Origin of the sequence: Flavobacterium ginsengisoli (assembly GCF_029625315.1) — a bacterium.
Classification (GTDB): Bacteria; Bacteroidota; Bacteroidia; order Flavobacteriales; family Flavobacteriaceae; genus Flavobacterium; species Flavobacterium ginsengisoli.
Map to the genome: position 1 here is coordinate 1,776,260 of NZ_CP121110.1, position 20,696 is coordinate 1,796,955.

A 20,696-nucleotide genomic window follows, 5' to 3' on the forward strand; every position below is an offset into this window, starting at 1 on the left:
TGAACCTAACAAAAATATTCGTAAATTTAAGACATGAAAAAGTGCATTTCCATATTAATTGTTTTATTTACCATTATTGCGTGTTCATCGGCTTCTAAGAATATCGCCAGTACAGATACTGCTACACCAAACAAAAAAGTAAATGATACCGTTAGAATTGCAAATGATTCATTAGAATACGAAGTTATCATCATTGATAATGGATTCTCTACTTGGCTCGCTTCTAGAGCCTATCCACGAAACTATTATTCATTGCAATATCTTGAAAACAAAAACAATCTGTACGTAACCGAATGGAACAATCGTGTTTTACAACCACAGCGTTACAATCCAAATTTATACGAAATGTCTATTGATTATCGCCCAGATATTCATTATGGCTACGAAGTAAATTACTTAATTTACAATTACATGATTTATTTTCAAAATACTTACAAACAAAAGCTTTGGGGTTATGTTCCCTCAAGATAATATACTATATTTGTAATCATTACAAATAGCAATGAACAGATTAAAAAAACGCTGGGGAATCACCTCCAATTTACAAGCCATAATTATATTTATCGTTTTTGCCATCACAGGATCGGCATCTGCGTGGCTGTCTAAACCATTCTGCGTTTGGCTGGGAATTACTAAAGAAGATTTTGGAGGCTGGTTTACACTCATTCGCCTTATAATTATCTTTCCAATTTACCAAGTTTTATTAGTTGCGATCGGAACTATTTTTGGGCAATTTAAATTCTTTTGGAACTTCGAAAAGAAAATGCTTAAAAACATGGGACTTGGTTTTTTATTTAAGGATTAGTTCCTTTCTATAGCTCTTAACTTTTTTATTTTTTCTGGAAGAAATAAGTATAAATCCAAGTAAGAGTAAAAGACGGAATAACATCAGTAAAAGGCAATATTTCCTCCAGAAAAGTCAAGACTCCTGCCACTTTCCCTACTCTTCCTTTATACATTCTTGACATAATTAGAGCAGCAATCGGCGCCCAAATTACATCTGAAAACTCCCCTAGAAACGGAATCGAAAAAGAAATCATACCAATTCCGTCCAAAACCAATCCAATGAGTAGTTTCGACATTCTGTCATCTTCTGCAACTTCTAAATCTTGCATAACACATTCATTTTTAAGTTAATCGAAATTAAAAATTATTCTCGAAATACTATTATTTCTTTTCTAAATTTAATTTTCAATATTCCCATATCAATTTACGTACCGATTTTAAATTTTAGATTTTATAAAATCAACTCGCTCTTTTTGGAATTTGGGATTTTACATATTGTAATTTGATTTTGAGCATAATCTTCGTTTCTTTGTAAAAACAGTTTCATCAAATGATACACGCAAAAAACATTCATAAATTCTACGACAAACTTGAAGTATTAAAAGGTGTCGATTTACATATTAAAAAAGGCGAAATTGTTTCTATCGTTGGTGCTTCGGGTGCTGGAAAAACAACTTTGTTACAAATTCTAGGAACTTTAGATAAACCCGATCATAATCCAGATTCATCTCTAACTATTAACGGAAAAAATGTTTTGGAACTGCAAAACATCAAAAATGACAACTCAAACCAAGAAAAAGCATTCAAAATCATTACTTGGTTAGGAGCTTTTTACTTTGTTTTATTAGCAGTTTTTGTATTATTTTTTAGAAGTAAAATAGAAAATGATATTTTCGGTTATGGCACATGGGCAGTGATACTTGCACCTACTCTATTATTGTTTTTTTATTACAGCCGATATTTCAAAAAGAAAAGCAAACAAGACAAAGTTTTATCCGATTTTAGAAATTTAAATTTAGGATTCATTTTTCAATTCCATCAGCTTTTGCCTGAGTTTACAGCCTTAGAAAATGTCTGCATTCCAGCTCATATTGCAGGCAAAAAAACAGCCGAAACAGAAGAAGAAGCAAAAAAATTATTGAATTATCTTGGGCTTTCGCACAGAATTAATCATAAACCAAGCGAACTCTCTGGCGGAGAACAACAGCGTGTTGCCGTTGCGAGAGCTTTAATCAATAAACCAGATGTCATTTTTGCCGATGAACCTTCTGGAAATCTAGATACTCATTCTGCAGAAAACCTGCATCAGCTATTTTTCAAGCTTCGTGATGAGTTCGGACAAACTTTTGTTATTGTAACACATAACGAAGAATTAGCCAACATGGCTGATAGAAAATTAGTTATGGTTGACGGCCAAATCAGTAATTAGAATAATCAGGAGCTATTTCCTGCTGTCCTTCCAATCTTTTATGCCGAACCCCGGCATAAAAGGATTTTCCCTCCCATCAGGGCTAGGGCACTCGAACACATAAGAAGATTTCATTTCAATATGAACCAAAAAGAACTCAAAGAATTTCTAGACGAAAAAGTCATTCAATATAACAATCAGGATTTCATCGAAAGTGACCCTGTTCAAATTCCGCATCTCTTTACTCAAAAAGAAGATATTGAAATTGCAGGCTTCTTAAGCGCTTCTATTGCTTGGGGAAATCGTAAAATGATTATCAAGAATTCGCATAAAATGATGGAATTAATGGGCAATACGCCATATGATTTTGTTATGTCACATTCAGATGAGGACTTGGCAAGATTGGAAACATTCGTCCATAGAACTTTTAACGGACATGATTTTGCGGGTTTCATAAAAGGTTTAAATAACATTTACAAAAATCACAACGGATTAGAATCTGTTTTTGCTAAAAATCAGGAAAAAGATAGTTTGCAGAAAAGTATCAGCGAATTCAAAAAAATATTTTTCGAAACAGATCATTTAGCTCGAACCCAAAAACACATTTCAGATCCGTTAAACAATTCGGCAACCAAGAGAATCAACATGTACCTGCGATGGATGGTGCGTCAAGATGCAAAAGGAGTCGATTTAGGAATCTGGAAAAGCATTTCACCATCTGTTTTATCTTGCCCGTTAGATGTTCATTCTGGAAATGTTGCCCGCAAACTTGGTATTCTTTCGCGAAAGCAAAATGATGCCAAAGCTCTATTGGAATTAGACACCAAATTGAGAGAAATGGATGCAAAAGATCCTGTAAAATATGATTTTGCTTTATTTGGATTGGGTGTTTTTGAAGGTTTTTAAACTTTTTAAAATCTAAAAATATCCAACTGTCAGGCTGAGCGAAGTCGAAGCCCGCGTTCCAATCGTTACGCTCTTCGACTTCGCTCAGAGTGACATTCAAAGTGATAATACGACATCAAAAATTACAAATTCAACAAAAAACCATGAATTTAACGTACATTTGCACAAAATTTAAAGCAAATGAGCACTTTCGAAAAATTTAATCTTCCAAAATCATTACAAAAAGCAGTTGACGAATTAGGATTTGTTACGCCTACTCCTATTCAAGAAAAATCTTTTTCTGTAATCATGTCTGGACGTGATATGATGGGAATTGCACAAACTGGAACTGGTAAAACATTTGCTTATTTACTGCCTCTTTTAAAGCTGTATAAATTCACTCATACCAATACACCAAAGATTGTAATTCTTGTTCCAACTCGTGAATTAGTAGTTCAGGTTGTAGAAGAAGTAGAGAAACTGACTACATACATGTCGGTTAAAACTTTAGGTATTTACGGTGGTGTAAACATAAATACTCAAAAAAAAGCCGTTTATGAAGGTGTCGACATTTTAGTTGGAACTCCTGGACGTACTATGGATTTAGCGCTTGACGCGGTAGTTCGTTTTGACGAAACACAAAAATTAGTAATTGACGAGTTTGACGAAATGCTGAATTTAGGTTTCAGACCACAGCTTACTTCGCTTTTTGCAATGATGAAAACTAAACGTCAAAATATTCTGTTCTCTGCAACAATGACAGATGAAGTTGATGATTTGTTAAATGATTATTTTGATTTTCCTGAAGAGGTGACATTAGCTCCATCAGGAACTCCACTAGAAAAAATTACACAACTTACTTATAACGTTCCGAATTTTAATACCAAAGTAAACCTTTTAAAACATTTACTGGAAACTGACGAAAGCATGAGCCGTATTCTAGTTTTCGTAAATAACAAAAAGATTTCGGATATGCTTTTCAATCGTATCGACGAGCTTTTTGATGGACAATTTGGTGTAATTCACTCTAATAAATCTCAAAATTATCGTTTGAGCACAATGGCCGAATTTCAAGAAGGAAATCTTCGCGGTTTAATTACAACCGACGTTATGGCAAGAGGTTTGGATATTTCGAATATTACTCACGTAATTAACTTCGAACTTCCAGAAGAACCAGAATTGTATATGCACAGAATTGGTCGTACGGGTCGTGCAGACGCAACGGGAACAGCAATTAGTTTTGTTACTCCAAGAGAAGAAGAATTTAAAATAGAAACGGAACTTTTAATGGATCAAGAGCTTGAAATCGCCGATTTTCCTGAAGAAGTTGAAATTTCAGAAAAGTTAATTGAAGCTGAAAAAGATAAATTACCTAGAAAGTTTCTACTGAAAAAACCAAAACTAGAAGGTGACGGTGCTTTCCATGAAAAATCTAAAAAGAACCAAAAAGTCAATCTTGGTGGTCCTTCAAAAACCAAAAAGAAAACGCATGGTTCTGTTAACAGAAATATGTTGAAGACAAGAAATGAGAAGAAGAAAAAAAATAACTTTTTTTAGATGCTAAGCTACTAAGTTGCTAAGGTTCTAAGTTTTTTATATAACACTAAAAAAGGGTAAAGATTCAAAGAATCTTTACCCTTTTTTAACCTTAGAAGCTTAGCATCTCAGCACCTTAGAATCTTTTTTACTAAATCTTCGTAAAAACCAATCCAACTGGCGAACACAACTGGATTCTTCTGCCAGTATCTGTAAGTTTTCCTGTTGCTATATCTCTTTTAAAAATAACTATATCATTAGTATATTGATGACCTACTAAAAGGTAATTTCCTGTAGGATCGATAGCAAAATCTCTTGGACCTTTTCCTAATGTGCTTTGTTGTTCTACCAATTCTAAAGCTCCTGTTTTAAGAATTTTGTAAACCGAAATTGCATTTGCATCTACACGATCGGTAACATATAAAAAGTTTCCGTCTGGCGAAAGTTTAATTGCAGCCGCTCCTGTTCCTCCTTTAAAGTCTTTTGGAAGAATACTTGTTTCTGCTACAACTTTTAAAACTCCAGTTTTATCCCAGCTTAAAGTCGTCAAAGTTCCATCTAGCTCTTGAACTAAATACACAAATTTTCCATCTTTACTAAAAGTCAAATGTCTTGGCCCACTTCCTGGTTTTACATCAACACTTCCTTTCAATGTCAAAATTTCGTTTTTAGCCGTTGAATTGTATTTATATATAAACACTTTATCTAACCCCAAATCATTAGAAATCACGAACTTTTTGTCTGGAGAAAAAACCACCATGTGTACGTGAGCTTTTTCCTGACGCGCCGCATTTGGCCCTTTCCCTTCGTGCTGAATCAATTGTTGTGCTTCTGTAATGCTCCCATCAGCATTCTTTTTAAAAACTGCAATGCTTCCGCCAGAATAATTAGCCGCGATGACATGTTTATCATCATTTATCAAATGGCAAGGATCTGCTCCTAAAGCATCATTTTTATTCAAAAGATTAATTTTTCCAGACTGCGAATCATAAGAAAAAGAGCTTACAGTACTTTGAGTTCCATTTTCGTTTACGGCATAAATAAACTTATTATCTGCTGATACAGATAAATAACTCGGACTTACAACATTTTCAGAAGAACTTTTTAGCTTATATTCGCCATTAGAAGCATCAAATTCATACACATAAACACCATTGCTTTGGCAAGTATTCGTGTAAGTTCCAACCAATAAATTGAATTTATTTTGAGCTTTAACAGCTGTAATTGATAAAGCTGAAAATAAGACTAGATATATTTTTTTCATAATTTGTTTTTTTTGATTAGCTAAAATAAACAATATATCCATTTGAAACAGTCCCTTTATTGCAAGAAATTACAAAAGTTACATTTTTTTTTGCCACGTAAGTTCATCACAGTTATAAGTCTTACATTCTACTTTTAAGTTTACTTACAATCTCTTACACGAACTTATATGGTTTAATAAATTTTTAATTTGTATTTTTGACCAGCATCTTCGCGAAAAACAAAACGTAGTGAAGTAAATCGAAGCCAGAATGCATTTTAAACATCCCGAAATTCTATACTTTCTGTTTTTATTGATCGTTCCAATTTTGGTTCACTTATTTCAATTAAGACGATTTAAAACTTCCTATTTCACAAACGTTCGATTCTTAAAAGAGCTTGCTATTCAGACTCGTAAGAGTTCTAAAATCAAAAAACGTCTTTTATTAGCTACACGATTATTATTGCTTGCTTGCGCAATTATTGCATTTGCACAGCCTTTTTTTGCGACTGCTGATAGCAAAAACGCTTCAAATGAAATGTATATTGTTCTAGACAATTCTTTTAGCATGCAGGCAAAAGGAAAAAAAGGCGAATTACTAAAAAGGGCCGTTCAAGAATTACTTGAAAATACTCCAGAAAACACTCAATTTTCGCTTTTAACAAACACCGAAAATTTTTGGAATACTGATATTAAATCATCAAAAAATGCTTTACAAAATCTAAAATATAGCGCAACCTCTTTTGATCTTGCAACAATTACAGCCAAAATAAAAGCTCACAAATCGGCTCATAAAAAAGATATTGTCATTATTACAGATGCTGTTGGTTTAAAAGAAGCGGCTATTAAGAATCTAGATTTTGAAGAAAAGCCGTATTTCATAGTTCCAAAAGCAGAACAAAAAAACAATGTGTCAATTGACAGCGTTTACATCAATCAGACTTTAGAAAATTTTTATGAAATCGGAATTAATTTATCCGCTTATAGCGAAGATTTTAAACCTGTTTCAACGGCACTTTACAATCAAAACAAATTGATTGCCAAAACGATTGTAAATTTTGATGCAAAGAAAAAGAAAATCAATTTCACGATTCCAAAAGAAGCTTTTCATGGTTACGTGGCAATTGAAGATAACGGCCTGACTTATGACAACAAATTGTTTTTTAGCATTTCTAAAAACAAAAAAACAAACGTTATTAGTATTGGTGAACCAGAAAAAGCAATTTCTTATCGAGAATATATACTTCTGGCGAATTTAACTACAACAATTATTCTATCAGTGCTTTAGATTACAATAGTTTAGAAAAACAAAATACTATTATTTTAAACGAGTTGATTGATATTCCGCAAGCCTTACAAACCACTTTAAAAGCTTTTGTTTCTAAAGGCGGAAATTTGGTTATCATTCCTTCTGACAAAACTTCTCTTTCAAGCTTAAATGCATTGCTGGGGAATTTTGGAAAAATTCAATTTGGGAATTTAGAGACCAACAGTAAATTAATCACTAAAATTAATTTTGACCATCCTTTATTTTCAGGTGTTTTTGAAAATAAAATAACGAATTTCCAATATCCAAAAGTAAACAGTTCATTTGCTGTTTCTAGTCCTTATCCAGTCTGCTCTTTCATTTGAAGACCAGACTACTTTTGTTACTTCTGTTCAAAACCCAGTTTCTGGAATAACCGTTTTTACAGCACCAATAAATAGCGCCAATTCAAATTTTCAGCAATCGCCTTTAATTGTTCCGTTATTTTATAAAATCGCGCAAAATAATCAGAAAACTGGCGTAAATGCTTTGACAATTGGAAACAATCAGCCTTATTTTGTTGATGTTTTATTGACTAAAGATGCTATTTTGGAAGTGAAAGGAACCGACGATTCGTTTATCCCAATTCAGCAGATTCTAAACAATAAAGTCAAATTAACTTTTAATGATTTTCCAGAAACCGCTGGAAACTACAGTATTTTTGACAAAAAAGAATGGGTTGAGAATATCAGTTTTAATTACAAAAGAACCGAAAGCGATTTGAGTCAGATAAACACGAACGTGGTCTCTGATTTTAAAACTGCTGATACAATTTCGACTATTTTTAATACGTTACAAACAGAACGAACTGACAGCCAAATTTGGAAATGGTTTGTTATCTTTGCACTGTTATTTTTAGCATTAGAAATGGCAATTATAAAATTTGTAAAATAGAATTCGCATTTGTTTGAAAGGCCTTTTACTTTTACAAAAATCATTTTACGACAAAAAATTATCTACATATGAAACTAATCATCAAAAGCGCCAAAATTATCGACTCCAAAAGTCCGTTTCACAATCAGACCGTTGATCTTTTAATTGCAGATGGTGTAATAGAAAAAATAGGAGTTTCTCTTCCTAATGACGATGCAGAAGTGGTACGATTTGACGATCTTCATGTTTCTCAAGGATGGTTTGACAGTAGTGTTTCTCTTGGAGAACCTGGTTACGAAGACAGAGAAACTATCTCAAACGGATTGAATGTTGCCGCAAAAAGCGGTTTTACAGCAATTGCCTTACAGCCAAATTCATTACCTATTATTGACAACCAATCTCAGGTAAATTTTGTAAAAAATAAAGCAAATGGTTTTGCAACAGAAATTTTCCCAATAGGTGCTTTAACTAAAGCTAGTGAAGGAAAAGACATGGCCGAACTTTTTGATATGAAAAACTCGGGAGCAATCGCTTTTGGAGATTACAATAAAAGTATCGACAATGCCAATATCTTGAAAATCGCTTTACAGTATGTCCAAGATTTTGACGGATTAGTTATCGCTTATTCGCAAGATCCTAACATTAAAGGAAACGGAGTTGTAAACGAAGGTATTGTTTCTACAAGATTAGGTTTAAAGGGAATTCCGAATTTGGCTGAAGAACTTCAAATTTCAAGAAACTTATTTTTATTAGAATATACTGGCGGAAAACTTCATATTCCGACTATTTCTACTGCAAAATCGGTAGAATTAATTCGAGAAGCTAAAGCTAAAGGTTTAAACGTAACTTGTAGCGCATCTGTTCATCATTTGGTTTTAACTGATGAAAAACTGGACGGATTTGATACTCGTTTTAAAGTAACACCTCCGTTAAGAACCGAAGTTGACAGACAAGCTTTATTGAACGGAATTGCTGATGGAACAATCGATATGATTACTTCAGACCATAATCCGATTGATATCGAATTCAAAAAAATGGAATTTGATACTGCTAAAAACGGAACTATTGGTTTAGAAAGTGCTTTTGGAGCTTTATTGACCGTTTTACCTGTAGAAACAATTGTAGCAAAACTAACTGCTGCCAGAAAGGTTTTTGATTTGGAAAGTCATATAATTGAAGAAGGCGCAAAAGCAAACATCACGTTATTTTCAACAGAAGGAAAATCAACTTTTACGAAAGAAAACATTCTTTCAAAATCTAAAAATTCTGCTTTTTTAGGAACCGAAATTAAAGGTTCTATTTACGGAATTTTAAATCAAAATCAATTAGTTACAAAATAATACAAATGAATAATTCAGTCGAAGAAGGAAAACCGATCGCTATCACAAGTTATATTCTAATCATTGGCGTTTTGATTGCCATGAGTATGAATTCTGAAAACAAAAATAGTTTTGCTTCTTTTCACATCCGTCAGTCTTTAGGCTTGTCTTTAACTTTTATCTCCTTCGGAGCAATAATCAGTAATTTTGATAGTTTTTTTATCACTTTCCCAATGTGGATTTGTATTTCAATTCTGTGGACTTTCGGTATTTTTAATGCTATTCAAGGACAAATGAGACCGATTCCTTTAGTTGGAGAATTGTTTCAAAAATGGTTTAAGAAAATCGGATAAATTTTTCAAAATTCAATTAAAAAATTCGAAATTCCAAAGTTGGAAAATTCACAATTCACAACTTACAACTCACAATTAAAAAATGAATCTATCTTTAGAATATAAAATAAGAGAACCAAAAGTAATTTTAGATAAAAATCCGTTATTGCTTTTATTGCACGGATATGGAAGTAATGAGGCCGATTTATTCTCTTTTGCTTCTGAGCTTCCAGATAACTATTATATCATTTCTGCAAGAGCTCCTTACGATTTACAGTATGGCGCTTACGCTTGGTACGCGATCAACTTTGATGCAGATCAGAATAAATTTTCAGATAATGAACAAGCCAAAACTTCAAGAGATTTAATTGCAAAGTTTATTGATGAACTAACAGCAAATTATCCAATTGATGCTAATAATGTAACTTTAATCGGATTCAGCCAAGGATCTATTTTAAGTTATGCAACCGCACTTTCTTATCCAGAAAAAATTCAAAGAGTTGTGGCAATGAGTGGTTATTTTAATGAAGAAATCATCAAAGAAGGTTTTAAAAACAATGATTTCAAAAATTTAAAGTTTTTTGCTTCACACGGAACTGTAGATCAAGTTATTCCGATTGAATGGGCGAGAAAAACACCTGCTGCTTTAGAAAAATTAAATATTCCGCTTACTTATAAAGAATATCCTGTTGGGCATGGAGTTGCTCCTCAAAATTTCTTTGATTTTAGGAATTGGTCTGCTTAGTTAGTATTCAGTCATAGTTTAAGGTCGTAGTTTTTACTAATAATTTATTTTATGGCAACAGATTGGTATCGAAGAAAATCTTGGTCAAAAACAGATGAAGAAGAATTCTTTGCGAAACTTTCTCGTGCCAGAAAAGATGGAAGAGCTCAATATCTTAAAGTTCAAGCAATAGAATTAGTTGACACTAAAAAACCCAAGCTTTTACAAGTTGCGAAGGAATTATTAAGCAAAGTTCTAAATGAATATCCAGACGACAACTTCAACAAAGGTTCTGTTTATCATACTTTTGGAAATATTTTTCAACTTGAAAACAATACAGAGAAAGCACTTGAATATTTTAAAAAAGCTGTTGATTTTGAAAAGACATTTCCAAATGTAATTACTCAATCGTATTTAGATTATGCTGAAATTGTAGTTAAAAATCAATTCAAAGATTTATATCCAGTAGCTGAAGAAATGCTAGAAAATAAAATTTCAAGATTGTTATTTCCTAATGAAAAATATATTGCTTTCTCTTTACTTGCAATAATAAACTTTTACAATTCTAAAGCAGAGATTGGCAAAAAATATGCTGAAATGGCAAATGAAAATGCAAACGCAGAAACCTCTGGCTTGAGATATCATAAATACTTAGGAATAGTCTCCTCACGAGATAGTCTACTAGACAAAGTAACTAAATCATTTTTAAAACCTTACTCGAAATGAATTCAAAACTTAATAATCCCGCATTAATTTTAATTGATATTCAAAAAGGTTTTCATGACGTTGCTTATTGGGGCGGAGACCGTAATAATGTTACGGCAGAAGAAAAAGCTGGCGAACTTCTAAAGATCTGGCGAAGCAAAAAACTTCCCATTTTTCACGTACAGCATTGTTCTTCAAATCCAAATTCGATTTTAAACGAAACAAATCTAGGTAATGAATTTCAAGATATTGTAAAACCTCTTGAAGGAGAAACAATCATCAAAAAGAATGTCAATAGTGCTTTTATTGGAACGAATTTAAAAGAGCTAATTGACACTGCCAAAATCACAAATCTTGTAATTGTAGGTTTAACTACAGATCATTGCGTTTCTACCACAACAAGAATGGCAGGAAATTTTGGTTACAATGTTTACGTAGTTTCTGACGCAACAGCTACTTTCAATAAAAAAGGCGTAAACGGAGAAAATTTCTCTGCCGAATTAATACATCAAACCGCTTTAGCAAGTTTAAACGATGAATTTGCTCAAGTAGTAACTTCTAAATTTATTAAAACGAATATTTAGTCTTTGTTTTATCTGTCATGTTTTCAGTTTCTACAGAGTAAAAATTAAAAACATAACAGAAAACTAAAATTTTCCTTCTCATAAAAAAGATGTCTTTTGAGTAAACTACTTATTTATAAGTTTTTAGTTCATCTTCAAAATCGAGAAAATCTTCATGAAGTCCAGATATAATTTTTTCGGTTAAGTTACCTTCTTTATCTGTTTTTACCAGTACCCAGCCTATTTCGCCGTCAGAATTGCAATTGCCATAATCCAACAAATCAATGACATTGCTTATTATTCCCTTTGAAAAAGTCTTTAAAAAATCTGATAATTTTTCTTCCCCAACTAATTTTTGAATATCTAAATATTTCTCTTCTACCTCTTCATCAAAATCATATGCCAAAGAAATGTTTTCCTCAGGTGATTTTATAATATCAAAAAGACCTTTTAAAACCAAAAAGCGTCCAGCTTGCGGAATACCTTCTTTAATTTCACTAAAGGCCCAACCCAAAGGATCCAATGCTCCTGCTTCTTCAAGTTGTAATGCCAATCTTTCAAAATCATTTAATTCTGATTTACTAAATCCTTTGATGGCATGACGATAATATTTTTGCTCTTTTGAGCCCAAAATAAGTCTTTCAATTTCTTCCATGCTCTTAATAATTAGCAATAAACATCTTTATTCCCCTGTATAAAGAATCTTTTCTCCTTTCTTCAAAACATATCCTTTCCACGGAATTAATTGCCAATCACCATTAACCCAAGAATCACCTTCAGATTTTCTTTCTAAAATGATAGATTCTTTTTGAGTATCCAGAAAAAGTTCTGCTTTATTTCCGTCAAAAATTACATAGGAAACTGTAGAATACGTTTTTCCATCTTCTGCATGATTCAGCCTTGTGCTATTTTCAAAAACTCTGATACACTCTTTTTTCAAAACCGACCAAGTATAACCAGCTGAAGCCTTACAGCCATGAGAATCAGAATCTCCGCCAACGACAGTTTCTTTTTTCGGTTCTTTTGGAGTTGTACTTACATTTTCTTGAGAAACTTTTTTCCCACACGAAATTGTACTAGCAATAATCAAAAACAAAAACATCTTTTTCATAATCCTATTTATTTAAAGGCCAAAAAAATAGGATTATAAAATCCTATTTTTGATATAACCAAGTTTGATTTACTTCAAAGGTAATATTATCATCGTTATCAACAAAATATTTTAACAAGACTTCTCCCCATAATTCTCCATTGCTATAATCTGCAATAATCCATCTGTGGTTTAAAATTTTCACTTTATTAATGATAAATTTAGTTGGCCCAATCTGGTCTTGCCCTGTATATGGATTCCCTTTTGGATTTGAATTGAAATCTAATAGCTTTTCTGTTACAACCGGAATTAGTTTTTCATACAAAATCACTTTTCCTCCAGAGGCGCTATTATCAAAGTAATTTTGAGCATTTTCGTTATGCTCTAAAGAAAAATAATCAGCTTCAGCCAATTTGTTTTTCATGAGGCTAATGCTGTCTCTTAATTTCTTAGTTGTTTTATCATATCGGTCTTGTCCAAATTTTACTTCTCCGCTGTAAAATGCATACGTAAAGACATTCATTAAAATGGCAAGAATAAAAAGATAAAGCATTAAGGATTTTTTCATTGTGTGGTATATAATTAAATTGTAATTTCTAAATTGTCGTAAGCCAAGAAAACATTATCTGGAAGTGTTTTCTGCACTTCTTCGTGAAACCCTAAAACGTGGCTAATATGAGTTAAATAAGCTCTTTCAGGTTTAACAAGATTAATAAAATCAAGTGCTTCTTGTAGATTAAAATGCGTATTGTGAGGTTCGACACGCAGAGCATTGACTACTAAAACTTTCAAACCTTTTAGCTTTTCAACCTCAACTTGCTCGACTGTTTTTACATCTGTTAGATAGGCAAAATCATCTATTCTGTACCCAAAAACCTGAAGATCTCCATGCATTACATTTATCGGAATTGCTGTTTTATCTCCAACAGCAAAAGGTGCATTATTTTGCACTTCTATTGTTTTTACGCTTGGAGCTCCTGGATATTTGTTTACCGTTTCAAACACATAATCAAAACGGCGTCTTAAATTATCTAGAACGCGTTTATGTCCATAAATCGGAATTTCACCCTGTCTAAAATTAAATGGGCGTATATCGTCTAAACCAGCAGTGTGATCTGCATGCTCATGAGTAAAGAGAATTGCATCCAGTTTCTGGCATCCGCAAGAAAGCATTTGCTGTCTAAAATCGGGGCCACAATCTACAACATACGAATGATCGTCCCATGTTATCCAAATGGATACACGAAGCCTTTTATCCTTAGCATCAGTGCTTTTGCAAACAGGATGATCGATTCCTATAATTGGAATGCCTTGAGAAGTACCTGTACCTAAAAAATAAACCTTCAATTGAACTTAATTTTTTTACAAAAATAGGATTATTTCTCTTTCATTAGAAGCCTAATTTACTAACTTTGTAACAAATCTATTTAAAACAAAATGGGTACAGAAATAAAACTCAAGGGTGACAAGGTCATCGAACAGATTCCTTCTATAAAAGACAAAGCGTTACGCATTAATTTAAACGAAAATATTTACGGAACATTTGCTGAGATAGGCGCTGGACAAGAGACAGTTAGACACTTTTTCAGATCAGGAGGTTCGTCGGGAACTATTGCAAAAGCGATGTCTGCCTATGATAAAGATTTTAGTGATGCCATTTATGGAACTGAAAGTGACGGAAGATATGTTACTGAAGAACGATTAAAAAAAATGCTTACTCATGAAGGACAAATCATTGAAGAGCGTTTAAGTCGTGAAAAACACCCTACAAAACTTTTTTTAGCTACGCCAACACTGTTGCCACAATAGATTTTGCTAAACAATTTAAAGGTCACGGCTGGGTCGGAATTAGATATCAAATTGAACCCGACGAAGCTTATAACGAAATTATCCTGCATATTCGTTTTAAAGAGACTGATGCTAGATTACAACAAGAAACACTTGGTATTTTAGGAGTTAACTTAATTTACGGTGCTTTTTACAAATACAACGATCCAAAACGATTACTTCGTTACTTATATGATCACCTAGATAAAGATCAATTAGAGATCGATACTATCAACTTTTCTGGACCTCGTTTTGCTGATGTAGACAATCGTTTGATGAGTTTACAATTGGTTAAAAACGGAATGACAGATGCCGTAATGTTTAACCCTGAAGGTAAAAACATTCTTCCTGCGCCTATTTTATACAAAAAGAACCTTTTAGCTTTAAGAGGAAGCTTCCGTCCTGTTACAAAAGTAAATATGGACATGTATGAAAAGTCGTTAGAAATGTTTCTCAAAGAAAACAAGGTTGAAGAAAAGAATACTCTTGTAATTTTTGAAATTACGCTTTCGAATTTACGCTCTGATGGAGAAATTGACGAAAGAGACTTTATGGACAGAGCCGAATTGCTATGTTCTCTTGGTCAAACGGTTATGATTTCTAATTTCCAAGAATATTATAAAGTTGTAGAATACTTTGCAAATTATACCAAAGCCCGTATGGGATTGGCAATGGGCGTAAATAACCTTGTTGATATTTTTGATGAGAAATACTACCGCCATTTAAGTGGTGGAATTCTTGAAGCTTTCGGAAAATTATTCTACCGTGATATGAAAGTATTCTTATATCCAATGTTAGATGAAGATGGCTCATTAATGAACTCGAATAACTTAAAAGTTCATCCTAGAATGAAAGAATTGTATAAATTCTTTAAATTCAACGGAAAAGTGGTTGATATTGAAGATTACGATCCGAATATCTTGGATGTTTTCTCTAGAGAAATCTTAAAAATGATCAATCAAGGTAAAACCGGATGGGAACCAATGCTTCCTCCAGGAATTCCTGAAATTATAAAAGAACATCATCTTTTTGGATATCATCCGCAGAAAGAATTAGAACAAAATACATAATAAAAAAAGTCCCTTTTTCAGGGACTTTTTTTTCAAGTTTCAAGTTATTCTCGGAACGATATTTTTTTAACGCAAAGCACGCTAAGTTTTTTTTACTTAAGCTTGTGCTAAAAAACGCAAAGTTCGCAAAGCTTTATGTAAATTCAGCTTTGCGAACTTTGCGGGTTTATTAGGTTTGGCTCATAAAAAAAACTTAGCGTGCTTTACGTTAAAACTTAACATTAAGTAAAGCAACTTGAAACCTGAAACAAAGAAAACCTGAAACAAAAATCTCTATTTCAAAATCTGCGAAGCGTGTTCTTTTGTTTTTACTTTTTCGATTACTTCTTCTATAATTCCTTTTTCGTCGATTACGAAAGTTGTTCTGTGAATTCCATCATATTCTTTACCCATAAATTTCTTTGGTCCCCAAACTCCAAATGCGTTGATAACCGATTTGTCTTCGTCTGCAATTAAAGGAAATGGCAATTCGTATTTTTCTTTGAATTTTACTTGTGCTTTTTGGCTATCAGCGCTTACTCCAAGAAGTTCGTAATTATTGGCTTGAAAACGGTGATAATTATCTCTCAAATCGCAAGCCTCAGCTGTACAGCCAGGCGTACTTGCTTTCGGATAAAAGAAAACAACCAGTTTTTTTCCAGCGTAATCTGCCCGTTTATGTGTTTTTCCGTCTTGATCTGTACCTGAAAAATTTGGCGCTTTATCTCCTGCTTTTAGTGTTGTCATGTGTCTTTTATTTTAGATTGTTGATTTCAGATTTTAGATTAAAAGCAAAGATAACTTATAACTAATAATTCTTTATTTTTACAGGCATTAAAATCACCGAAATGAATAAAGAAGCTCGCGTACAATTTGTTATTGATAAATTAAAAGAACTCTACCCTACTATACCAGTTCCGCTTGACCACAAAGATCCTTATACACTTTTAATTGCTGTTTTATTATCAGCTCAATGTACCGACGTTCGTGTGAACCAAATTACGCCACTTTTGTTTGCAAAAGCTGATAATCCGTATGATATGGTTAAAATGTCGATAGAAGAAATTAAGGAAATTATTCGTCCGTGTGGTTTATCTCCTATGAAATCTAAAGGAATTCATGGTTTATCTGAAATTTTGATTGAGAAACATAATGGCGAAGTTCCACAGAGTTTTGAAGCGCTTGAAGCTTTGCCTGCTGTTGGACACAAAACGGCAAGTGTGGTAATGTCTCAGGCTTTTGGCGTTCCAGCTTTTCCTGTAGACACGCATATTCACCGATTGATGTACAGATGGAATTTGTCTAATGGAAAAAATGTCGCTCAAACTGAAAAAGATGCAAAACGATTGTTTCCTAGAGATTTATGGAATGATTTACATTTGCAGATTATTTGGTACGGACGTGAATATTCGCCTGCAAGAGGCTGGAGTCTTGAAAAAGATATTATAACGAAAACCGTTGGAAAGAAATCTCTTATTGAAGAGCTTGAAAAGACAGTTTCAAAAAAATAAAGGTGCAAAGATAAAAACCTTTACACCTTTGTTACTTTGCACCTTTAGAAAATTACATTCCTGCTTTTAAAGCATTGTATTCTGAATTCATATCAAGAGACCTGTAAACACCCAATAATGTTTTGGTTGCATCTGGATTTTTTGGTTCAAGAACAAGCACTTTCTTAAGATATGGAATTGCACTTCTGGCAATATCATCTTTTTGTGCATTTAGTTTATCGTATTTCTTCATCTCTGCTGGCGTAGTTCCTAATGATGATATTTCTTCTGCCAAATCCTTTTTCATTTGCAGTTTCAAATAAGCCAAGTTAATATAAGCATCAATATAATTCGGATCTAATTCTAAAACATAGTTATAAACTGATTCTGCTCTTGCATAATCTTTCTTTTCAAGATAAGCATAAGCCAAATTATTGTTTATTTCTATTTTTTTAGAAGGCACAGATTCTGTTCTTGGCTTTTCGTAAAGACCTTGCTGTATAGCAGACTCTCTAGCTTTTGGAGAAATAAAAGCATCTTCTTCTTTTGTTTTTTTGTTGGTAGCAAAATATCGAACTCCTTTTCCAGAAAAATTAATCTTTTTCAAAAGTTCGTAATAGGTCACAGCAGCGTTGTAATCTTTTCCGTTTATAGACGAAGCCGCAGCATTACACAAGTTTATAGTATCTTTTTTATCGAACAAATATACCTTATAACTCTTTTCTGCGCTTTCTTTGAATTTTCCGTCTTTAAAATCTGCCATTGCACCATTTACAAGGCTGGCTTTCATATCTTTTAAAGCTATGTTAGCTTTAACTGTCCATTTAAATTTTCCTGATTCATTTTCGTATAAAAATACATCTTGATACGATTGCGATGCCAATGTGAAATTATTGGTCGCATCTATATTTTTTACGGCCAAATCTTTTAAAACATTTCCTTTTAAGAAGTAATAATCAGATTTGTCTTCATCAGATGCATTAAGAATAAGATATTCTGTTTTAGTTAAAATTGCCAAAGCTTCCTGGCTATTTCCTTTGTCAAATAAAGATTGTGCTTCTTTAATTTTGTCTTTTTGGGCAAATGCGCCAATACTTATCATCAATAAGCATGACAACATCTTAATGTTCTCTTTCATTTTGCGGTTAAGTTTTGGTGGTTAAATAATTTTCTAAGTTTCTTTTGAAATATAGTAAGAGGATAATTAAACTGGTCTAAAAATTGTCTTTCTCACTATTTTATTGAATAAACATTTGCTGGTTCAAATATTTTTTCAAAATCAAATAAGCAATAAACTTAACGCAATAAAGTTGGGTAGTTTTTCTTCATAAATAATTTGGGTTTTGGTTAAATATTTAATTTTTAAAATATTATGTTTCTAGTTTTTAATCAAACGAACTTCCTAATACGAATAACGCTTAAGAAAAGCATATTTATCAAATAAAAAAGTAGTTTTTTAACTAAAATAGAATTAAAAACCAAATAAACACATAAATTCCGATCAAAATATTAAATTTTAACAAAACAAGAGAAAAATGCTGTAAAAAACTTATATTTTTAATTCGGAAAAAAGAAGAAATAAAAAAACTCACTACTTGTACATAAAATATACAAATAGTGAGCTCTTAAACCAAAACGACCATTTGGTTTCTTTTTTATAAACATCCGACAGGAGCAGTGGGCTGTTTAGTTAGCTATAATCTCAAAATTTTTATCTTCAATCTTAACTACTGTCAAGGCTTTAGAATAATTCAATAAAAAAGAAACGACTTCTTTTTTAGGTTTAAGATTTTTAGAAGCTAATGCTTTTTTTGAGTAAATTTTCCCCATACTATCAAAAATGTTTTATAGTAGTATAACGGACTAATTATCAAAATAGTATTAGTTGGTTAAAATAATTTGATGTTTTTCTATAATTTTTCTCAAATTCATTAACGCATAGCGCATTCTTCCTAATGCTGTGTTGATGCTTACGCCAGTAACTTCAGAGATTTCTTTGAAACTCATGTCTTGATACATACGCATAACCAATACTTCTTTTTGATCATCTGGAAGCTCTCCTATTAATTTTTTTAAATCAAGTTCGACTTGATCTACGATCATTTTGCCTTCAATTGTCAATGCGTCGTCAGACATGATAGAGAAAATAGAAAACTCTTCTGTTTCTCTGTACATTGGCATTTTCTTTGTTTTTCTAAAATGATCTACAATTAGATTATGAGAAATACGCATTACCCAAGGCAGAAATTTACCTTCTTCGTTATAAGAATTACTTTTTAAAGTTTTAATTACTTTAATAAATGTGTCTTGAAAAATATCATTTGAAATATCTCTATCAGCAATCTTAGAATATATGAATCCATATATTTTAGACTCATGCCTCTTTATTAATGTTGCAAGTGCAGCTTCACTACCGTCAACATAATTTTTTACTAATAGAGCGTCTGGAGTATGCAGATCAGCCATAATAACTACTTTTTTTAGTTTTAAAATTTAAAATTTGGAGTATTTTCTAAAAAGTAGTTTTTTTATATAGGCGTTTCTTTTTTATTGGGTTATGTTAATATTTTGACCAAATTTAACAAATATTTATTTTAAAAAGCAAACAAAAGCAATAATAATTAATAATAAATCGTTAAGTTTTTTACTGCAAAGTTTGATTTTAATAAAAATAGCTAAAAAAAATGAATTCTGATGATTTTTTTTACTTAAATAAAAAACAGATGTAAATAACTTACAATTAACATTTTAAATCATTTTCATCTGTCTTATTTTTTAGTTTATACTGTCAATATATTACTGATAAACGCGTACATAATCAACGTAATATTTTTGCGGTAAAACAGAATCGTCTACCTCTGGTCCTCCAAAATTACCTCCAATTGCCAAATTTACAATGATATAAAATGGTTTGTCAAATGGCCATGTATCTTCGTTTTTAACTTCGGGATTAAAAGTATAAACTAGTTTTGTATCAACAAAAAAATCAATTTTGTCTTTGTTCCATTCGATAGCGTAAACATGATAACCTTCTTCAATATTTGGAAATTCAGTTCGTTTTGTATTGATCGTATTTCCATGACTGTCCTGCGTATGAAGCGTTGTGTATACCATATGAGGATCTCTTCCGATATATTCTAGAATATCAATTTCACCCGTTTTTGGCCATTTTACCTCATCAATATTGGCGCCAAGCATCCAAAACGCAGGCCATAAACCATGTCCGATAGGGAGTTTTGCCCTAGCTTCGATTCGGCCGTATTTAAACTCTTTTTTTCCTTTTGTTGTAATTTTAGTCGAAGTATATTTATCTCCTTCTTTTCTGGCTTCAATAATTAGATTTCCGTCTTTAAATTCGTGGTTTGTTTTTGTATAAATCTGTCTTTCATTATTTCCATAACCACATAAATTTGGACAACCGTCTCCCAATTCAAAATTCCATACCGATTCGTTTAAGCTTTTTTTATTAAAATTTTCTTCCCAAACAAGTTTTCTTTTCGCCTCTTGGGCAAAGCCAAAACTAGTTATGAGTAATACTAAAATTATTTTCTTCATCGTAT

At 32.3% G+C, this 20,696-nt stretch carries 21 protein-coding genes and 4 pseudogenes; 14 read left to right on the top strand and 11 right to left on the bottom strand.

Annotated elements, in window-relative coordinates:
• Window positions 1-33: 33 nt before the first annotated feature.
• Together P5P87_RS08275 and P5P87_RS08280 are read left to right on the top strand one after the other, a co-directional pair.
• Window positions 34-471 (top strand): DUF6146 family protein, encoded by a 438-nt coding sequence (locus tag P5P87_RS08275; RefSeq protein ID WP_198857088.1) that lies wholly within the window; start codon window positions 34-36, stop codon window positions 469-471.
• A 31-nt stretch (window positions 472-502) separates the two neighbouring features.
• On the top strand, window positions 503-805 hold the full coding sequence (locus P5P87_RS08280) for a DUF6787 family protein (protein WP_111366773.1): 303 nt from the start codon (window positions 503-505) through the stop codon (window positions 803-805).
• A gap of 25 nt (window positions 806-830) precedes the next feature.
• Here the strand turns inward: P5P87_RS08280 and P5P87_RS08285 are convergent, their stop codons facing one another.
• A complete protein-coding gene (locus P5P87_RS08285; RefSeq protein WP_198857087.1) occupies window positions 831-1,115 on the bottom strand; it encodes a hypothetical protein in 285 nt (94 codons plus the stop codon).
• Window positions 1,116-1,336: 221 nt separating this feature from the next.
• On the opposite strand from P5P87_RS08285, the pseudogene P5P87_RS08290 reads away from it, so the two are divergent.
• The 4 genes and pseudogenes from P5P87_RS08290 to P5P87_RS08305 form a co-directional block, all read left to right on the top strand.
• Window positions 1,337-1,549, top strand: a pseudogene (locus P5P87_RS08290) (ATP-binding cassette domain-containing protein); the annotation flags it as partial.
• Between the two features lie 216 nt (window positions 1,550-1,765).
• Window positions 1,766-2,215 (top strand): annotated as a pseudogene (locus P5P87_RS08295) (ABC transporter ATP-binding protein); the annotation flags it as partial.
• Between the two features lie 120 nt (window positions 2,216-2,335).
• The gene (locus P5P87_RS08300) at window positions 2,336-3,100 is read left to right on the top strand and encodes a TIGR02757 family protein (RefSeq protein WP_278022214.1); all 765 of its coding nucleotides are present in this window, start codon (window positions 2,336-2,338) and stop codon (window positions 3,098-3,100) included.
• Window positions 3,101-3,280: 180 nt separating this feature from the next.
• Window positions 3,281-4,636, top strand: a complete 1,356-nt coding sequence (locus P5P87_RS08305) for a DEAD/DEAH box helicase (RefSeq protein ID WP_278022215.1) — start codon at window positions 3,281-3,283, stop codon at window positions 4,634-4,636.
• A 130-nt stretch (window positions 4,637-4,766) separates the two neighbouring features.
• Here P5P87_RS08305 and P5P87_RS08310 read toward each other — a convergent pair whose 3' ends face one another.
• A complete protein-coding gene (locus P5P87_RS08310) occupies window positions 4,767-5,879 on the bottom strand; it encodes a lactonase family protein (RefSeq protein WP_278022216.1) in 1,113 nt (370 codons plus the stop codon).
• Window positions 5,880-6,129: 250 nt separating this feature from the next.
• Here P5P87_RS08310 and P5P87_RS08315 point away from each other — a divergent pair.
• The 6 genes and pseudogenes from P5P87_RS08315 (at window position 6,130) to P5P87_RS08340 (ending at window position 11,701) form a co-directional block, all read left to right on the top strand.
• Window positions 6,130-8,058, top strand: a pseudogene (locus tag P5P87_RS08315) (BatA domain-containing protein).
• Between the two features lie 68 nt (window positions 8,059-8,126).
• The gene (locus P5P87_RS08320) at window positions 8,127-9,377 is read left to right on the top strand and encodes a dihydroorotase (RefSeq protein WP_278022217.1); all 1,251 of its coding nucleotides are present in this window, start codon (window positions 8,127-8,129) and stop codon (window positions 9,375-9,377) included.
• A gap of 5 nt (window positions 9,378-9,382) precedes the next feature.
• On the top strand, window positions 9,383-9,709 hold the full coding sequence (locus P5P87_RS08325) for a hypothetical protein (protein WP_111366791.1): 327 nt from the start codon (window positions 9,383-9,385) through the stop codon (window positions 9,707-9,709).
• 82 nt (window positions 9,710-9,791) lie between these two features.
• Window positions 9,792-10,433, top strand: coding sequence for an alpha/beta hydrolase (locus P5P87_RS08330; RefSeq protein ID WP_278022218.1), 642 nt, complete (start codon window positions 9,792-9,794; stop codon window positions 10,431-10,433).
• Between the two features lie 51 nt (window positions 10,434-10,484).
• Window positions 10,485-11,138 carry a hypothetical protein gene (locus tag P5P87_RS08335; protein WP_278022219.1) on the top strand — a complete coding sequence of 218 codons (654 nt, stop codon included), beginning with the start codon at window positions 10,485-10,487 and terminating at the stop codon, window positions 11,136-11,138.
• Entirely contained in the window at window positions 11,135-11,701 is a 567-nt protein-coding gene (locus P5P87_RS08340; protein ID WP_278022220.1) for a cysteine hydrolase family protein, read from the top strand. Before P5P87_RS08335 ends, P5P87_RS08340 begins: the two co-directional genes overlap by 4 nt.
• Window positions 11,702-11,810: 109 nt before the next feature.
• Here P5P87_RS08340 and P5P87_RS08345 read toward each other — a convergent pair whose 3' ends face one another.
• Genes P5P87_RS08345 through P5P87_RS08360 form a run of 4 tightly spaced genes read right to left on the bottom strand, consistent with a single transcriptional unit; the run spans window position 11,811 to window position 14,117 of the window.
• Window positions 11,811-12,335: a hypothetical protein gene (locus P5P87_RS08345; protein WP_198857077.1), complete on the bottom strand. Its 525-nt coding sequence runs from the start codon at window positions 12,333-12,335 to the stop codon at window positions 11,811-11,813.
• A 27-nt stretch (window positions 12,336-12,362) separates the two neighbouring features.
• Entirely contained in the window at window positions 12,363-12,791 is a 429-nt protein-coding gene (locus P5P87_RS08350) for a hypothetical protein (protein ID WP_278022221.1), read from the bottom strand.
• A gap of 43 nt (window positions 12,792-12,834) precedes the next feature.
• Window positions 12,835-13,338 (bottom strand): hypothetical protein, encoded by a 504-nt coding sequence (locus tag P5P87_RS08355; protein WP_198857076.1) that lies wholly within the window; start codon window positions 13,336-13,338, stop codon window positions 12,835-12,837.
• A gap of 14 nt (window positions 13,339-13,352) precedes the next feature.
• The gene (locus tag P5P87_RS08360) at window positions 13,353-14,117 is read right to left on the bottom strand and encodes an MBL fold metallo-hydrolase (protein ID WP_198857075.1); all 765 of its coding nucleotides are present in this window, start codon (window positions 14,115-14,117) and stop codon (window positions 13,353-13,355) included.
• 90 nt (window positions 14,118-14,207) lie between these two features.
• On the opposite strand from P5P87_RS08360, the pseudogene P5P87_RS08365 reads away from it, so the two are divergent.
• Window positions 14,208-15,667: pseudogene (locus P5P87_RS08365) on the top strand (TonB-dependent receptor).
• A gap of 273 nt (window positions 15,668-15,940) precedes the next feature.
• Here P5P87_RS08365 and bcp read toward each other — a convergent pair.
• Entirely contained in the window at window positions 15,941-16,393 is a 453-nt protein-coding gene (gene bcp, locus P5P87_RS08370) for a thioredoxin-dependent thiol peroxidase (RefSeq protein ID WP_278022222.1), read from the bottom strand.
• A gap of 101 nt (window positions 16,394-16,494) precedes the next feature.
• Between bcp and P5P87_RS08375 the strand changes: the two genes are divergently transcribed.
• A complete protein-coding gene (locus tag P5P87_RS08375; protein ID WP_198857072.1) occupies window positions 16,495-17,157 on the top strand; it encodes an endonuclease III domain-containing protein in 663 nt (220 codons plus the stop codon).
• A 52-nt stretch (window positions 17,158-17,209) separates the two neighbouring features.
• Here P5P87_RS08375 and P5P87_RS08380 read toward each other — a convergent pair whose 3' ends face one another.
• From P5P87_RS08380 to P5P87_RS08395, 4 genes are all read right to left on the bottom strand, one after another.
• Window positions 17,210-18,274, bottom strand: coding sequence for a tetratricopeptide repeat protein (locus P5P87_RS08380; RefSeq protein WP_278022223.1), 1,065 nt, complete (start codon window positions 18,272-18,274; stop codon window positions 17,210-17,212).
• A 548-nt stretch (window positions 18,275-18,822) separates the two neighbouring features.
• On the bottom strand, window positions 18,823-18,966 hold the full coding sequence (locus P5P87_RS08385) for a hypothetical protein (protein ID WP_198857070.1): 144 nt from the start codon (window positions 18,964-18,966) through the stop codon (window positions 18,823-18,825).
• Between the two features lie 51 nt (window positions 18,967-19,017).
• Window positions 19,018-19,602 (bottom strand): RNA polymerase sigma factor, encoded by a 585-nt coding sequence (locus tag P5P87_RS08390; protein WP_198857069.1) that lies wholly within the window; start codon window positions 19,600-19,602, stop codon window positions 19,018-19,020.
• A 330-nt stretch (window positions 19,603-19,932) separates the two neighbouring features.
• Entirely contained in the window at window positions 19,933-20,691 is a 759-nt protein-coding gene (locus tag P5P87_RS08395) for a glycoside hydrolase family 16 protein (RefSeq protein ID WP_198857068.1), read from the bottom strand.
• Between the last annotated feature and the right edge of the window lie 5 nt (window positions 20,692-20,696).

Excerpts from the sequence above, each read along its gene's own strand:
- P5P87_RS08285 (WP_198857087.1), bottom strand. The coding sequence starts at position 1,115 with ATGCAAGATTTAGAAGTTGCAGAAGATGACAGAATGTCGAAACTACTC.
- P5P87_RS08300 (WP_278022214.1), top strand. The coding sequence starts at position 2,336 with ATGAACCAAAAAGAACTCAAAGAATTTCTAGACGAAAAAGTCATTCAA.
- P5P87_RS08350 (WP_278022221.1), bottom strand. The coding sequence starts at position 12,791 with ATGAAAAAGATGTTTTTGTTTTTGATTATTGCTAGTACAATTTCGTGT.
- P5P87_RS08375 (WP_198857072.1), top strand. The coding sequence starts at position 16,495 with ATGAATAAAGAAGCTCGCGTACAATTTGTTATTGATAAATTAAAAGAA.
- P5P87_RS08380 (WP_278022223.1), bottom strand. The coding sequence starts at position 18,274 with ATGAAAGAGAACATTAAGATGTTGTCATGCTTATTGATGATAAGTATT.
- P5P87_RS08310 (WP_278022216.1), bottom strand. The coding sequence starts at position 5,879 with ATGAAAAAAATATATCTAGTCTTATTTTCAGCTTTATCAATTACAGCT.
- bcp (WP_278022222.1), bottom strand. The coding sequence starts at position 16,393 with ATGACAACACTAAAAGCAGGAGATAAAGCGCCAAATTTTTCAGGTACA.
- P5P87_RS08335 (WP_278022219.1), top strand. The coding sequence starts at position 10,485 with ATGGCAACAGATTGGTATCGAAGAAAATCTTGGTCAAAAACAGATGAA.
- P5P87_RS08390 (WP_198857069.1), bottom strand. The coding sequence starts at position 19,602 with ATGGCTGATCTGCATACTCCAGACGCTCTATTAGTAAAAAATTATGTT.
- P5P87_RS08395 (WP_198857068.1), bottom strand. The coding sequence starts at position 20,691 with ATGAAGAAAATAATTTTAGTATTACTCATAACTAGTTTTGGCTTTGCC.
- P5P87_RS08345 (WP_198857077.1), bottom strand. The coding sequence starts at position 12,335 with ATGGAAGAAATTGAAAGACTTATTTTGGGCTCAAAAGAGCAAAAATAT.
- P5P87_RS08275 (WP_198857088.1), top strand. The coding sequence starts at position 34 with ATGAAAAAGTGCATTTCCATATTAATTGTTTTATTTACCATTATTGCG.
- P5P87_RS08355 (WP_198857076.1), bottom strand. The coding sequence starts at position 13,338 with ATGAAAAAATCCTTAATGCTTTATCTTTTTATTCTTGCCATTTTAATG.
- P5P87_RS08325 (WP_111366791.1), top strand. The coding sequence starts at position 9,383 with ATGAATAATTCAGTCGAAGAAGGAAAACCGATCGCTATCACAAGTTAT.
- P5P87_RS08280 (WP_111366773.1), top strand. The coding sequence starts at position 503 with ATGAACAGATTAAAAAAACGCTGGGGAATCACCTCCAATTTACAAGCC.
- P5P87_RS08320 (WP_278022217.1), top strand. The coding sequence starts at position 8,127 with ATGAAACTAATCATCAAAAGCGCCAAAATTATCGACTCCAAAAGTCCG.
- P5P87_RS08330 (WP_278022218.1), top strand. The coding sequence starts at position 9,792 with ATGAATCTATCTTTAGAATATAAAATAAGAGAACCAAAAGTAATTTTA.
- P5P87_RS08385 (WP_198857070.1), bottom strand. The coding sequence starts at position 18,966 with ATGGGGAAAATTTACTCAAAAAAAGCATTAGCTTCTAAAAATCTTAAA.
- P5P87_RS08305 (WP_278022215.1), top strand. The coding sequence starts at position 3,281 with ATGAGCACTTTCGAAAAATTTAATCTTCCAAAATCATTACAAAAAGCA.
- P5P87_RS08340 (WP_278022220.1), top strand. The coding sequence starts at position 11,135 with ATGAATTCAAAACTTAATAATCCCGCATTAATTTTAATTGATATTCAA.